Consider the following 14061-nt stretch of genomic DNA (forward strand, 5'->3'; position numbering starts at 1 on the left):
GGATCCTGTGGCCCTTCCCCAGTTGACTGACGAGCAGCGCGCAGCAGCGCTGGAAAAGGCTGCGGCCGCCCGCCGGGCCCGCGCTGAGCTCAAGGAGCGCCTCAAGCGCGGCGGCACGGACCTGAAGCAGGTCCTCAAGGAGGCCGAGAGCAACGAGATCCTCGGCAAGATGAAGGTTTCGGCGCTGCTGGAGGCCCTGCCCAAGGTCGGCAAGGTGAAGGCCGGCGAGATCATGGAGGAGCTGGAGATCGCTCCCACCCGCCGCGTCCGCGGCCTGGGCGACCGTCAGCGCAAGGCTTTGCTGGAGAAGTTTGACCTTGCCTGATCGCTCTACCGAGCTTTCCGCGCCGAGGGGCCGACTGGTTGTACTGGTCGGCCCCTCGGCCGTTGGTAAGTCGACCGTCGTCAACGCGGTTCGGCAGCGGTTGCCGGAACTGTTCTTCAGCGTGTCGGCGACGACCCGCGGACCGCGCCCCGGCGAGGTCGACGGCCGCGACTACCACTTCGTCACCCCCGAGCGCTTCGACCGGATGATCGCCGACGACGAGCTGCTGGAATGGGCGGAGATCCACGGCGGCCTGCAGCGGTCGGGGACTCCCGCCACCCCCGTCCTCGACGCGCTGGCATCGGGCGTGCCCGTGCTGATCGAGGTCGACATCCAGGGCGCGGCCAACCTCGTGGAGCGACTGCCCGAGGCGCAGACCGTGTTCCTGGCACCCCCGTCCTGGGATGCGCTGGTGCAACGGCTCACCGGTCGCGGCACCGAGGCGCCCGAGGTGATCGAGCGCCGACTGGAGACGGCCCGCGCCGAAATGGAGCTGGCCCACACCTACGACCACACGCTGGTGAACCGCGAAGTCGACTCGGTGGCCGATAAGTTGGTATCCTTGCTGGTCGGACCCGATCGATAACGTCGCCGCGTCCGATCAGACCTCCGGGCCGGCCCGGATCCTCGAAGCCCGTTTGAGCAGGAGTTTGCGTGAGCACCCAGAACCTTGATGTCACCGAGATCGCCGATGCACCGGCGTACGACACCCCGCTGGGCATCACCAACCCGCCGATCGACGACCTGCTCGACCGCGTGTCGTCCAAGTACGCCCTGGTGATCTTCGCCGCCAAGCGCGCGCGTCAGATCAACGACTACTACAACCAGCTCGGCGACGGCATCCTCGAGTTCGTCGGCCCGCTGGTGGAGCCCGGGATGCACGAGAAGCCGCTGTCGATCGCCCTGCGCGAGATCCACTCCGACCTGCTCGAGCACACCGAGGGCGAATAGCTCCCTCCCATGGCGTCAACGTCTCCGGCGCGCAAGCGCATCCTCGTCGGCGTCGGCGGCGGCATCGCCGCGTACAAGGTCTGCTCGGTCATCCGGCACTTCACCGAGGCCGGTCACGACGTCCACGTCATTCCCACCGCGGCCGCCCTCAACTTCGTGGGGGCCGCGACTTTTGAGGCGCTGTCCGGCCACCCGGTCTCGACGACCGTGTTCGACAACGTCGACGAGGTGGCCCACGTCCGCCTCGGCCAGGAGGCCGACCTGGTCGTCGTGGCACCGGCCACCGCCGATCTGCTGTCGCGGGCCGCGACCGGCCGCGCCGACGACCTGCTGACCGCGTCGCTGCTGACGGCGCGCTGTCCGGTCCTCTTCGTCCCGGCGATGCACACGGAGATGTGGGAGCACCCGGCCACCCAGGACAACGTCGCGACCCTGCGCCGCCACGGATCGACGGTCATGCCGCCCGCCACGGGCCGGCTGACCGGTCGCGACTCCGGTGCGGGCCGCCTGCCCGACCCCGGCGAGATCGGTCTCCTCGGCGACCTGCTGCTCGACGATCCCGACGCCCTCCCGCACGACCTCGCGGGCGTCCGCGTGCTGATCAGCGCCGGGGGGACGCGCGAGCCGCTGGACCCGGTCCGGTACCTCGGCAACCACAGCTCCGGAAAGCAGGGCTTCTCGCTCGCCCGTGCCGCCTCGGCGCGCGGCGCCGATGTCACCCTGGTCGCCGGTTCCACGAACGACGCGGGTGATCCGGCCGGCGTCGAACTCGTGCAGATCAACAGCGCCGTCGAACTCTCCGACGAGATGACCAAGCGCGCCGCCGAGTCGGACGTGATCATCATGGCCGCCGCGGTCGCCGACTTCCGACCTGTCGCGGTCTCCGACGCCAAGATCAAGAAGGGCGCCGCCGGCCCCGCACCGATCGAATTGGAGACCAACCCGGACATCCTTGCCGGACTGGTGCAGGCGCGCGGCCGGGGCGAGCTGGCCGCCGACACCGTCATCGTCGGCTTCGCCGCGGAGACCGGCGACGAGAACGGCGGCGTATTGGACCACGGCCGGGCGAAATTCGAGCGCAAGGGGTGCGACCTGCTCGTGGTGAACCCGGTCGGCTCGGGCAAGGCATTCGGCACCGAGGACAACACCGGCTGGCTGCTCAGCAGCGCAGGCACCGAAACCGCGCTGCCGCTGACCTCCAAGACCCTGCTGGCGAGCCGCATCCTGGACGCGCTGGCGCCGCTGCTCCCGCAGCGCTGAGGCTGCCCGCCGCACCAGACCGCCGCCGGAGAGCGTCACCGGCGGTGTGTAGGTTGGAAGCGATTACCCGGCGGGCCGATGCGCGGCCGCCGCACCCACGAGGCTCGAGAGGGACCCGATGACAATCTCGTCGCGACTGTTCACCAGTGAATCCGTCACCGAGGGACACCCGGACAAGATCTGTGACGCGATCAGCGACTCGATTCTCGACGCCCTGCTGTCCCAGGACCCGAACGCCAAGGTCGCCGTCGAGACGCTGGTGACCACCGGTCAGGTGCACGTTGCCGGCGAGGTCAACACGACCGCCTACGCCGACATCCCGACGATCGTCCGCGAACGCATCCTCGACATCGGCTACGACTCGTCGATCAAGGGATTCGACGGCGCATCGTGCGGCGTCAACGTCGCCATCGGCGCCCAGTCGCCCGAGATCAACCAGGGTCTGACGGGCTCGCACGAGACCCAGACCGGCGCCGCCGACGACGACCTCGACAAGCAGGGCGCCGGCGACCAGGGCCTGATGTTCGGCTACGCCACCAACGAGACCCCCGAGTACATGCCGGTCCCGATCGCGCTCGCACATCGCCTGGCCCGCCGCCTGACCGAGGCCCGCAAGAGCGGTGACATCCCGTTCCTCGGTCCGGACGGCAAGACGCAGGTCACCATCGAGTACAACGGCGACAAGCCAGTGCGCCTGGACACCGTCGTGATCTCCACCCAGCACGATGAGGGGATCGACCGCGACTCGACGCTGGCACCCGCGCTCAAGGAGAAGGTCCTCGACGCGGTGCTGGCCGACTTCAAGGTCGACGGACTCGACACGTCGAGCCCCCGACTGCTGGTGAACCCCACCGGCAGCTTCGTCCTCGGCGGTCCGATGGGCGACGCCGGCCTGACCGGCCGCAAGATCATCGTCGACACCTACGGCGGCATGGCCCGCCACGGCGGCGGCGCCTTCTCCGGCAAGGATCCGTCGAAGGTCGACCGCAGCGCCGCCTACGCGATGCGCTGGGTCGCCAAGAACGCGGTTGCCGCCGGGCTGGCCGACCGCATCGAGGTCCAGGTCGCCTACGCGATCGGCAAGGCCGCCCCGGTGGGCCTGTTCGTCGAGACCTTCGGCACCGAGAAGGTCGATCCTGAGCTCATCCAGAAGGCCATCACCCAGGTCTTCGACCTCCGCCCCGGCGCGATCGTCCGCGACCTGGACCTGCTGACCACCACCTACGCCCCGACCGCCGCCTACGGCCACTTCGGCCGCACCGACGTCGACCTGCCGTGGGAGCGCACCGACAAGGCCGCCGAGCTCAAGGCGACCGTCGGACTCTGATCCGACAGCCGGAGCGGGAAGAGCCGTTTCGTGAGCACCCGCGAGCCGGCGGCCGTCGCACCCGTGGCGCAGGTGCTGCCGATGCTCGGCCTGGCGCACCTGGACCGGCCGTTCGACTATCTCGTCGATACCGAGCAGGACGCCGACGCCGTGCCCGGCGCCCGACTGCGGGTGCGATTCTCCGGCCGACTCGTCGACGCCTACCTGCTGCGCCGGCTGGACGCCAGCGAGCACGACGGCAAGCTCGGCTGGATCGATCGCGTCGTCTCGCCCGAGCCCGTCCTCACCCCCGAGATCGCCGCGCTGTGCCGTGCCGTCGCTGATCGCTACGCGGGCACGATGTCCGACGTCGTGCGCTTGGCGATCCCGCCCCGGCACGCCCGCACGGAGAAGGAAGAACGGCCGTCGGCCCCCGGCGCCCCGTTCCTCGACCCCGATCCGGACCTGGCCAGCTGGTCGGTCTACCGCGGCGCCGCGTCGTACGGCGGGGCGATCGCCGACGGGAGGGGGCCGCGCGCGGTCTGGCAGGCGACACCCGGCGAGGACTGGCCGGCCCGACTGGCCGAGTTGATCGGACACACGGTCGCCACGGGGCGGGGAGTGATCGCCGTCGTGCCCGACCAACGCGACCTGGACCGCCTCGAGGCGGCGTGCGGCGCGCTGCAGGAGCGCTGTGTGACGCTGGCCGCCGGACTGGGGCCGACGGCGCGCTATCGCCGCTGGCTCTCGGTCTTGCGCGGCACGGCGCAGGTGGTGCTGGGGACGCGCAGCGCCGTCTTCGCACCGGTGCACAACCTGGGGCTGGTCATCGTGTGGGACGACGGGGATCCGAGCCTCGACGAGCCGCGGGCGCCGTATCCGCACCCCCGGGAGGTCGCCGTGCTGCGGTCGCACCAGCAGGGTTGCGGGCTGCTGCTCGGCGGCTTCGCGCGCACCGCGGAGGCGCAAGCACTGGTTGCGGCCGGCTGGGCGCACGACCTCGTCGCCGACCGCGCGGTGGTGCGCGAGCGGGGACCGCGCATCCAGGCCCTCGCCGAGGAGAACCGGGCCATCGGGAACGACCCCCTCGTGCGCCTCGCCCGGGTTCCCGAATTCGCCTTCCGCCTGGCCCGCAAGAGCCTCGACGACGGACACCCGGTGTTGATCAGCGTGCCGCGCCGCGGATATCTGCCGTCGTTGGCGTGCGCGAAATGCCGGACCCACGCCCGCTGCCGGTCGTGCAACGGACCGCTGGCCATGGCCGCCGACCACAGCGTCGCGTGCCGGTGGTGTGGCCGCGTCGATCCCGCGCCCCGCTGCGCGGTGTGCGGTTCCACCGAGATCCGGGCGCGCACAATCGGTTCCGCCCGCACCGCCGAGGAGTTGGGGCGCGCCTTCCGCGGCGTCCCGGTTGTCACCAGTGACGGCTCTCGCATGGTCGACGAGGTTCCCGACGACGCGCGGCTCGTCGTTGCCACGCCGGGCGCCGAGCCTGTGGTCACCGGCGGGTACGGGACGACCATTGCCGTCGACACCTGGGCGCACCTGGACCGGGAAGACTTGCGGGCCGATGAGGACGCGGCCCGTCACTGGTTCGCGATCGCCGCCCTCACCCGCAGCGGCGGCGACGGCGGCACCGTCGTCCTCCTCGCGGAGAACGATCTGCCCGTCGTCCAGGCGTTGGTGCGCTGGGACCCGGTCGGCTTCGCGGCCGAACAACTCGACCAGCGCGTCGAATTGGGCTTCCCGCCCGCGGTCACCATGGCCGCGGTCGACGGCACCCCGAACGCCGTCCGCCAATTCGTCGACCTGATGGACCTGCCCGCCGGAGCCGAGGTCCTCGGCCCGGTGCCCCTGCCGCCGGGGGTGCGTCCGCCGCCCGGCGAGTTCGAGCCGGGGGAGGACTTCGAGCGGCTGCTGTTGCGGGTGGCCCGCAGCCACGGCCGGGAATTGGCCGAGGCCCTGAGCCGGGCGCAGGCCCGCCGGGTCGGCGGTCACGACGGTGGCCCCCTGCGCGTGCAGGTCGATCCGCCGACCATCGGTTGATCCGACGCCGCCGGGGCCGAGGCGACTGTCGCACCGGTGCGCCGACCAGTGGGTCACCCGCCGTAGTCGGGCCCGCCTAGTATTGGCCCAATGCGCGTCCTGTTTGCCGGCACCCCCGCTGTGGCGGTGCCCTCGTTGAACGCACTCGTCGACTCTCCTCATCACGAGGTCGTCGGCGTCTTGACCCGGCCGGACGCGGTATCGGGCCGCGGTCGCAAGGTGAGCCGCAGCGAGGTGGCGCAGCGGGCCGATGAACTCGGTCTGCCGGTGTGCCAACCGGAGCGGCTGTCGCGCGGTGGGGAAGTGGACCCGGACGTGCTCGCCACCCTCACCCGGTGGGCGCCGGACTGCGCTGCGGTCGTCGCCTACGGCGGGTTGATCCCACCCGGCCTCCTCGACCTGCTGCCGCACGGATGGGTGAACCTGCACTTCTCGCTCCTGCCCGCGTGGCGCGGCGCCGCTCCGGTCCAGGCCGCCATCGCCGCCGGGGACGCGACCACGGGCGCGAGCACCTTCCAACTCGAGGCCGGTCTCGACACCGGTCCCGTCTACGGCACCCTCACCACCGACATCGGCCCGACCGAGACGAGCGGTGAACTCCTCGCCCGGCTGGCCGACTCGGGCTCGCGCCTCCTCGTGGCGACCCTCGACGGGATCGCCACCGATGAGCTGGCGCCGGTCGCGCAACCCGACCACGACATCTCCCACGCCCCCAAGATCACCGTCGACGACGCCCATGTCGTCTGGAGCAGGCCGGCGCACATCGTCGACCGCCTCATCCGTGCGTACACGCCCGACCCCGGCGCCTGGGCGACGGTCGACGCGGGCGGCAGTGAGATCCGCCTGCGCCTGGGTCCGATCCGGCGGGGCGTCGCCGCCGAACCCGCGGCCCCGGAGTCGTTGGCCCCCGGCGAGATCGCCGTCACGAAGAAGGCGGTCTACGTCGGTACCGCCGACGAGGTCGTCGCGCTCGGCTGGGTGGTCCCGCCAGGCAAGAAGCAGATGCCGGCGGCCGACTGGGCGCGCGGCGCACGCCTGGAACCGGGACAGTCGCTGCGATGACCGAGCAGCGGCGGGGGACCAAGACCCGCGACAAGGCCGTCGACCCGGTGCGCCGGGCCGCACGCGACGTCCTGCGCGCGGTGCGCGAACGCGACGCCTACGCCAACCTGCTGCTCCCGGCGCTGCTGCGCGAGCGCGACATCAGCGGGCGAGACGCCGCGCTGGCCACCGAGCTGACCTACGGTGCCGCTCGTGCCCAGGGCACGCTCGACGCCATCATCGGCGCCGCCGCCGGGCGTCCGGTCGACGAGATCGACGGGCGACTGCTCGACGTCCTGCGACTGGGCGCCTACCAGCTGCTGCGCACCCGCATCGGCGCGCACGCGGCTGTCTCGACCTCCGTGGACCTGGTCCGCGCCGAGGACGGTCAGGGGCCCGCGGGCTTCGTCAACGCCGTACTGCGCAAGATCTCCCAGCGAGACGAGGACCTCTGGGCCGACGAGCTGGCCCCGCCCATCGCCGCGGACCCCGTGGGTCACCTGTCCTTCCGCTACGCGCACCCGAGGTGGATCGGTGAGGTGTTCGCCGACGCCCTCGGCGGCTCCTTCGGGTCGTTGCAGGCCGCCCTCGCCGCGGACGACTCTCGTCCGCCGGTACACCTGGTGGCCCGACCGGGCCAGATCACCGCCACCGAGCTGGCGCTGGTGTCCGGCGGCGACGAGGGGCGGTTGTCGCCCTATTGCGTCTACCTTCCCGGGGGCGACCCCGGCCAACTCGACGTCATCCGGGAGGGGCTGGCCGGAGTCCAGGACGAGGGCAGCCAACTGGTGGCCATCGCCTTCACCCGCGCCGAACTCGACGGTCCCGACGGCGGACGGTGGCTCGACCTCTGCGCCGGACCGGGTGGCAAGGCCGCGCTGATCGGATCGTTGGCCGAGGTCGGCGGGGCACGGCTGAATGCGGTCGAGGTGTCCGAGCACCGCGCGGACCTCATCCGCTCGGTCACCGCCGACCTGCCGGTGACCGTCCACGTCGCCGACGGTCGCGCCACCGACTTGGAACCCGGCTACGACCGCGTGCTCGTCGACGCGCCGTGCAGCGGCCTGGGGTCGCTGCGACGGCGGCCGGAGTCCCGGTGGCGGCGCAGCCCCGGCGACGTCGACGAGTTGGTGCCGCTGCAGCGTGAACTGCTCACCGAGGCGATCCGCCTCACGCGGCCGGGTGGCGCGGTCGTGTACTCGACCTGTTCGCCGCATCCGGCGGAGACGGCCGGCGTCGTCGACGCGGTCTGCGCGGCCACCGGCGCAGAACAGCTCGACGCGCGCACCTTCGTCCAGACCGACGGGATGCCCATCGACGACCTCGGGCCCGGTCCGCACGTGCAACTGTGGCCACACCTGCACGGCACCGACGCGATGTTCCTCGCCGTGCTCCGCCGGACATAGACTGATCAGCATGTGCCAGCGACCCAGCGCGCCGATGATCGCGCCGTCCATCCTGTCGGCCGACTTCGCCAACCTCGCCGCCGAGGCCGCCGCCGTCGACGGCTCGGACTGGCTGCACGTCGACGTCATGGACGCCCACTTCGTGCCCAACCTGACCCTGGGCCTCCCCGTGGTGGAGAGCCTGCTGAAGGCCACCGACATCCCCCTGGACTGTCACCTGATGATCGACGACCCGGGCCGGTGGGCACCGCCCTACGCCGAGGCGGGCGCCCACAACGTCACCTTCCACGCCGAGGCCACCGATGATCCGCGCGGGGTCGCCCGCGACATCCGCGCGGCCGGCGGCAAGGCGGGCCTGGCGATCAAACCCGGCACCAACCTCGAGCCCTACCTGGAGATCCTCCGCGACATCGACACCCTGCTGGTGATGAGCGTCGAACCCGGCTTCGGCGGTCAGAGCTTCATCCCCGAGGTGCTGTCGAAGGTGCGCACCGCGCGACGCCTCGTCGACGCCGGCGAGCTCAGCGTTCTGGTGGAGATCGACGGCGGCATCAACGCCGACACCATCGAGCAAGCCGCCGAGGCGGGTGTCGACTGCTTCGTCGCCGGCTCCGCGGTCTACAGCGCCGACGACCCGGGGCGCGCCGTTGCCGCGCTGCGCGAGCAGGCCGCCGCGCACTGGCCGTCGGCCGTGGGCACCGAGTAGGGCGATGAACACCGACCAGCCGTACGGGGCGGCGATGGCCCGCGCCATCGCGGAGTCGCGCGCGGCGATGGGGGTCTCGTCGCCCAATCCGCCGGTGGGTGCGGTCATCGTCGACGACGCGGGCGCGGTGCTGGGCGTCGGCCACACACAAGCCGCCGGCGGGGCCCACGCGGAGATCATGGCGCTGCGCGAGGCGGGGGACAGGGCCCGTGGGGCCACAGCAGTCGTGACCCTCGAACCGTGCGACCACACCGGCCGCACCGGTCCGTGCACGCGGGCGCTCATCGATGCGGGGATCGCCCGCGTGGTCTTCGCGGTGTCGGACCCGAATCCGGAGGCGGCCGACGGGGCCGACACGCTCCGGAAGGCGGGGATCGACGTCATCGTCGGCGTCGGCGGGGGCGAGGCGTTCAACGGGCCGCTACGGGGCTGGCTGCACCGGCAGGAGACCGGGCGGCCGTGTGTGATCGCCAAGACGGCGACGACCATCGACGGCCGCGTCGCGGCAGCCGACGGCACCAGCCGGTGGATCACCGGCGAGGGCGCGCGGGAAGACGCCCACCGGGTACGGGCCGGCATGGATGCGATCGTCGTCGGAACCGGGACGGCGCTGGCCGACAACCCGTCGCTCACCGCCCGCAAGCCGGACGGAAGTCTGTACGAGCACCAGCCGACGCGCATCGTCGTCGGCAAGCGGGAATTGCCCGACGATGCCGCCGTGCTGGACGACTCGGCGCCGACGAAGCTGGTGAGATCACACGATCCGCACGACGTTCTGGCCGCTGTTCCCGACGCGCTGAACGTCCTGGTGGAAGGCGGTCCCGCGGTTCTGGGCGCGTTCCTCGCCGCCGGACTGGTCGACGAGGTGCACGCCTACATCGCGCCGACGATCCTGGGAGCGGGTGCCAATGCCGTCGACGACTCAACGGTGTCGACGCTCGCCGAGGCGCACCGCTTCGTGATCGTCCAGGCCGGGTTGGTCACCCCGGACGCCGATGTGAAGCTGGTGCTGCGACGGCACCCCGACCTATAGCCCGGGGTACGCGGCCGCTATTTGCGGCCGAGGAAGTAGCCGACGAGCAGACCCAGGATGGCAGCGACCGAAAGGGCCAGCCACTTCGCGGTGTCGACCGTGGCGAACAGGAAGTTGATCTCCGTGTGCGTGCGGTTGAGCGCGATGAACACGACCGCGATGACCGCCACCAGGATGGTGAACCAGTGCCGCTTCAACAGGTGCTCGATGCCCGAACCGCTCTTTGCTTCGTTACTCATGCGCCAAGCATCGCACACCGCATCGTCGGTCGGCCGTCATCGCGACAAGTTTGATTCGACCCGATCCCAAGGAGTCGGCGGTTACGCGCCGCAGCTGGTGCGTGCTAGCGTTTTCAACAGAGTTCTCGGGGCAGGGTGAGATTCCCTACCGGCGGTGATGATCGAGCGATCGATCCAGCCCGCGAGCGCCCGTTCGGCCGGCACGGCCGCGACGGGGTCAGCAGATCCGGTGTGATTCCGGAGCCGACGGTCATAGTCCGGATGCGAGAGAACCAGCGCGACGCGCGGCACCGCCGCCGTCGTCGTCGGACCCTTGTGGCCCCCGCCCCGAGCACTCGGTGAGCAGGAGAGGAGCCCGAGGTGTTCACCGGAATCGTCGAAGAGCGCGGAACCATCACCGCACGTGATGAGTTGACCGACGCCGCACGGCTGACCGTGCGCGGTCCGACGGTGACCAGCGACGCATCGTTCGGCGACTCGATCGCGGTCAACGGCGTCTGCCTCACCGTCACCGAATTGAGCGGCGACGAGTTCTCCGTCGACGTCATGGCCGAGACTCTGGACCGGAGTTCGTTGGCGGCACTGGCCGTCGGTTCGACGGTGAACCTCGAGCGCGCCATGCGCGCCGACGGACGCTTCGGCGGCCACATCGTGCAGGGACACGTTGACGGCGTCGGCACCATCGTGTCGATCGCCCCGGCCGAGAACTGGACCGTGATCCGCATCGGCCTGCCCGAGGCGTTGCGGCGGTACGTCGTGGAGAAGGGCTCGATCACCGTCGACGGCGTCTCCCTCACCGTGTCGGCCACCGCTGATGACTGGTTCGAGATCTCGCTGATCCCCACCACCCTGGCGCACACGACGCTCGGCGAGGCATCCGTCGGCGACCCGGTGAACCTGGAGGCGGACGTGATCGCGAAGTACGTGGAGAAGTTGACCGGAGGCGGAGATGACTGAGCAGAAGAAGCCGATCCAGTTCGACACCGTCGAGCGGGCGATCGCCGACATCCGCGACGGCAAAGCCGTTGTCGTCGTCGACGACGAGGACCGGGAGAACGAGGGAGACCTGATCTTCGCCGCCGAGAAGGCGACCCCCGAGCTGGTCGCCTTCATGGTGCGCTACACCTCCGGCTACCTCTGCGTGCCGCTGACCGGCGACGACTGCGACCGCCTCGGTCTGCCGCCGATGACGTCGGCCAACCAGGACAAGCACGGCACCGCCTACACGGTGACCGTCGACGCCCGGGAGGGGATCGGCACGGGGATCAGCGCAGCGGATCGCGCCACCACGATGCGCCTGTTGGCGAGTCCCGAGGCCAAGGCCGTCGACTTCACCCGCCCCGGCCACGTCGTGCCGCTGCGGGCGAAGGAGGGCGGCGTCTTGCGCCGTCCCGGTCACACCGAGGCCGCGGTCGACCTGGCCACGCTGGCCGGGCTCACGCCCGCCGGAGTCATCTGCGAGATCGTCAGCCAGAAGGACGAGGGCGAGATGGCGCGGGCCGACGAATTGCGCGTCTTCGCCGACGACCACGGTCTGGCCCTCGTCTCGATCGCCGACCTGATCGCCTGGCGGCGGCGCCACGAGAAGCACGTGACGCGGGTCGCCGACGCGCGGATTCCCACCGAATACGGAGACTTCCGCGCGGTCGGCTACACCTCCGACTTCGACGACGTCGAGCACGTCGCCCTCGTCATGGGCGACATCTCGGCCGACGACGGCGACGACGTCCTGGTGCGGGTGCACTCCGAGTGCCTGACCGGCGACGTCTTCGGTTCGCTGCGCTGCGATTGTGGCCCGCAGCTGCACGCCGCCATGCAGATGGTCGCCGACGAGGGACGCGGGATCGTGCTCTACATGCGGGGCCACGAGGGCCGGGGGATCGGGCTGCTGCACAAGCTGCAGGCCTACCAGCTGCAAGACGCCGGCGCCGACACCGTCGATGCCAACCTGTCGCTCGGCCTGCCCGCCGACTCGCGCGATTACGGCATCGGAGCCCAGATCCTCGTCGACCTCGGCGTGCGGTCGATGCGGCTGCTGACGAACAACCCGGCCAAGCGCGTCGGGCTCGACGGTTACGGCCTCGCCATCACCGAGCGGGTGCCGATGCCGGTGCGCGCCAACAAGGAGAACCTGCGGTACCTGCGCACCAAGCGCGATCGGATGGGCCACGACCTCGTCGGCCTCGACGAATACGATGAGGACCTGCCCGAGGAAGGGAAGCGGTCATGAGCGGTGTCGGCGAACCGACCCTGGACCTCAAGCGCGCCGACGCGCTGCACGTGGCCATCGTCGCGTCGCAGTGGCACGAGCAGATCTGTACCGCACTGCTCGACGGCGCGACCCGGGCCGCCACCGACGCCGGGGTCGCCGAAGCGGTGGTCGTCCGGGTGGCGGGGGCTATCGAACTCCCCGTCATCGTTCAGGCACTGGCCCGCCGCTATGACGCGGTCGTCGCACTCGGCGTCGTCATCCGCGGTGAGACGCCGCATTTCGACTATGTCTGCGACGCGGTGACCGCCGGGCTGACCCGGGTGTCCCTCGACGAGTCCACGCCGGTCGGCAACGGAATCCTCACCGTCGACACCGAGGCACAGGCGTTGGCCCGAGCCGGCCTGCCCGATTCCACCGAGGACAAGGGAGCGCAGGCGATGAACGCCGCGCTCGCCTCGGCGCTGATCCTGCGGTCGCTGACGTGAACGACGATTCGGACTGGGACTTCGTCTACCGGCCGCACCGGATTGTCATCTGGGCCTGGGTCGCGGCCATCGCGGCGCTGATCATCCACGGTGTCTTCGCGTACCTGCTGACCAAGTCGCAGCTCACAGTTCTCGGCCACACCCACAACTTCGGCGACAACGGCGTGCGCAACGTCGGCCTCGCCGATCAGTGGGCCCTGATGCTCGTCGGCGTCGTGGTGGCCGGCGGGATCCTGTTGCTGACCCGGTCGCGCGTCCGCGTCGGGGAACGGGGCGTCGCGGTGCGGAACCTGATCGGCGAACGTGTCTTCGGTTGGGACCAGGTCGTGGGCATCAGCTACCCGGATCGCGGTTCGTCGGCCTGGCTGGAATTCCCGTTGGACGAACACGTCCCCGTGATGGCCATCCGCATCGGCGACGGCGAGTCGGCTGTGGCGGCGATGGAGCGGGTGCGCGAGTTGCAGGAGCGCTACGGGGCGGCGCCGCGATGACCGCCCGACCGGATCGCAGTGAGTGGTTCAACGGGGCGGTCCTGCGCCCGGTCGTGGCCACGAGCGTGTTGCTGGCGGCGTACTTCCTCCTGCCGATCGACCACCAGAGCCACTGGAACGCGATCGGCCTGATCGCCGGCGGCGTGCTGCTCGTCGTGTTCTGTGCCGGCGCGATCCGACGATTCCGCCTGAACGTCTATCCGTCGTTGGCCGCGGCCGACTTGCTCACCGCGATCGTCGGGCTCTACATCGCGGCGTTCTCGGCCACGTACTACCTGCTGTCCAACTATCACCCGGGCAGCTTCAGCGACAAGCTCACCCGCGTCGACGCGCTGTACTACTGCCTCACGATCTTCACGACGACGGGCTTCGGCGACATCTTCGCCGAGAGCCAGGGTGCCCGGATCGCTGTCTCGGCGCAGATGGTGTCCTCGCTGCTCATCCTCGGCGCCGGCGTCCACTTCGCCGCGCAGTTGGTGAGCGACCGGGTGCGCTCGGCCCGGGCCGCCGAGGCCGCCGCGCCCGAGGGTTCCGCGACGGGCGATCTCGACGACTAGCGT

General features: G+C 70.9%; 16 protein-coding genes and 1 riboswitch. Of the genes, 15 read left to right on the forward strand and 1 reads right to left on the reverse strand.

Features of this window, described 5'->3' with window-relative positions; all coding sequences use genetic code 11:
- Positions 1–7: 7 nt before the first annotated feature.
- The 10 genes from mihF (at position 8) to ribD (ending at position 10074) form a co-directional block, all read left to right on the forward strand.
- On the forward strand, positions 8–325 hold the full coding sequence (gene mihF / locus QM728_RS07260) for an integration host factor, actinobacterial type (protein WP_415031360.1): 318 nt from the start codon (positions 8–10) through the stop codon (positions 323–325).
- Positions 318–911 (forward strand): guanylate kinase, encoded by a 594-nt coding sequence (gene gmk, locus QM728_RS07265; protein ID WP_415031361.1) that lies wholly within the window; start codon positions 318–320, stop codon positions 909–911. Before mihF ends, gmk begins: the two co-directional genes overlap by 8 nt.
- Positions 912–979: 68 nt before the next feature.
- Positions 980–1276 (forward strand): DNA-directed RNA polymerase subunit omega, encoded by a 297-nt coding sequence (rpoZ, locus tag QM728_RS07270; RefSeq protein WP_007323126.1) that lies wholly within the window; start codon positions 980–982, stop codon positions 1274–1276.
- Between the two features lie 9 nt (positions 1277–1285).
- Positions 1286–2536 carry a bifunctional phosphopantothenoylcysteine decarboxylase/phosphopantothenate--cysteine ligase CoaBC gene (coaBC, locus tag QM728_RS07275; RefSeq protein ID WP_415031362.1) on the forward strand — a complete coding sequence of 417 codons (1251 nt, stop codon included), beginning with the start codon at positions 1286–1288 and terminating at the stop codon, positions 2534–2536.
- A gap of 118 nt (positions 2537–2654) precedes the next feature.
- Positions 2655–3863 carry a methionine adenosyltransferase gene (metK, locus tag QM728_RS07280; protein WP_415031363.1) on the forward strand — a complete coding sequence of 403 codons (1209 nt, stop codon included), beginning with the start codon at positions 2655–2657 and terminating at the stop codon, positions 3861–3863.
- Between the two features lie 81 nt (positions 3864–3944).
- Positions 3945–5888 carry a primosomal protein N' gene (locus QM728_RS07285; RefSeq protein ID WP_415032851.1) on the forward strand — a complete coding sequence of 648 codons (1944 nt, stop codon included), beginning with the start codon at positions 3945–3947 and terminating at the stop codon, positions 5886–5888.
- Positions 5889–5978: 90 nt separating this feature from the next.
- Positions 5979–6950, forward strand: coding sequence for a methionyl-tRNA formyltransferase (gene fmt, locus QM728_RS07290; protein WP_415031364.1), 972 nt, complete (start codon positions 5979–5981; stop codon positions 6948–6950).
- Complete coding sequence (locus QM728_RS07295; protein ID WP_415031365.1) at positions 6947–8335, forward strand: RsmB/NOP family class I SAM-dependent RNA methyltransferase; 1389 nt, start codon at positions 6947–6949, stop codon at positions 8333–8335. The genes fmt and QM728_RS07295 overlap by 4 nt, the downstream gene beginning before the upstream one ends.
- Positions 8336–8345: 10 nt before the next feature.
- Positions 8346–9041 carry a ribulose-phosphate 3-epimerase gene (gene rpe / locus QM728_RS07300; RefSeq protein ID WP_415031366.1) on the forward strand — a complete coding sequence of 232 codons (696 nt, stop codon included), beginning with the start codon at positions 8346–8348 and terminating at the stop codon, positions 9039–9041.
- 4 nt (positions 9042–9045) lie between these two features.
- A complete protein-coding gene (ribD, locus tag QM728_RS07305) occupies positions 9046–10074 on the forward strand; it encodes a bifunctional diaminohydroxyphosphoribosylaminopyrimidine deaminase/5-amino-6-(5-phosphoribosylamino)uracil reductase RibD (RefSeq protein WP_415031367.1) in 1029 nt (342 codons plus the stop codon).
- 17 nt (positions 10075–10091) lie between these two features.
- Here the strand turns inward: ribD and QM728_RS07310 are convergent, their stop codons facing one another.
- Complete coding sequence (locus QM728_RS07310) at positions 10092–10313, reverse strand: DUF1049 domain-containing protein (RefSeq protein WP_415031368.1); 222 nt, start codon at positions 10311–10313, stop codon at positions 10092–10094.
- Positions 10314–10430: 117 nt separating this feature from the next.
- Positions 10431–10590, forward strand: a riboswitch (FMN riboswitch).
- An 83-nt stretch (positions 10591–10673) separates the two neighbouring features.
- On the opposite strand from QM728_RS07310, the gene QM728_RS07315 reads away from it, so the two are divergent.
- Genes QM728_RS07315 through QM728_RS07335 form a run of 5 tightly spaced genes read left to right on the forward strand, consistent with a single transcriptional unit; the run spans position 10674 to position 14058 of the window.
- Positions 10674–11270 carry a riboflavin synthase gene (locus QM728_RS07315; protein WP_415031369.1) on the forward strand — a complete coding sequence of 199 codons (597 nt, stop codon included), beginning with the start codon at positions 10674–10676 and terminating at the stop codon, positions 11268–11270.
- Complete coding sequence (locus QM728_RS07320) at positions 11263–12543, forward strand: bifunctional 3,4-dihydroxy-2-butanone-4-phosphate synthase/GTP cyclohydrolase II (RefSeq protein ID WP_415031370.1); 1281 nt, start codon at positions 11263–11265, stop codon at positions 12541–12543. Before QM728_RS07315 ends, QM728_RS07320 begins: the two co-directional genes overlap by 8 nt.
- On the forward strand, positions 12540–13010 hold the full coding sequence (gene ribH / locus QM728_RS07325; protein WP_415031371.1) for a 6,7-dimethyl-8-ribityllumazine synthase: 471 nt from the start codon (positions 12540–12542) through the stop codon (positions 13008–13010). The genes QM728_RS07320 and ribH overlap by 4 nt, the downstream gene beginning before the upstream one ends.
- Positions 13007–13501, forward strand: coding sequence for a PH domain-containing protein (locus QM728_RS07330; RefSeq protein ID WP_415031372.1), 495 nt, complete (start codon positions 13007–13009; stop codon positions 13499–13501). The genes ribH and QM728_RS07330 overlap by 4 nt, the downstream gene beginning before the upstream one ends.
- The gene (locus tag QM728_RS07335; protein ID WP_415031373.1) at positions 13498–14058 is read left to right on the forward strand and encodes a potassium channel family protein; all 561 of its coding nucleotides are present in this window, start codon (positions 13498–13500) and stop codon (positions 14056–14058) included. Before QM728_RS07330 ends, QM728_RS07335 begins: the two co-directional genes overlap by 4 nt.
- Positions 14059–14061 lie beyond the last annotated feature (3 nt).

Origin of the sequence: Gordonia sp. (in: high G+C Gram-positive bacteria) (assembly GCF_047602025.1) — a bacterium.
Classification (GTDB): Bacteria; Actinomycetota; Actinomycetes; order Mycobacteriales; family Mycobacteriaceae; genus Gordonia.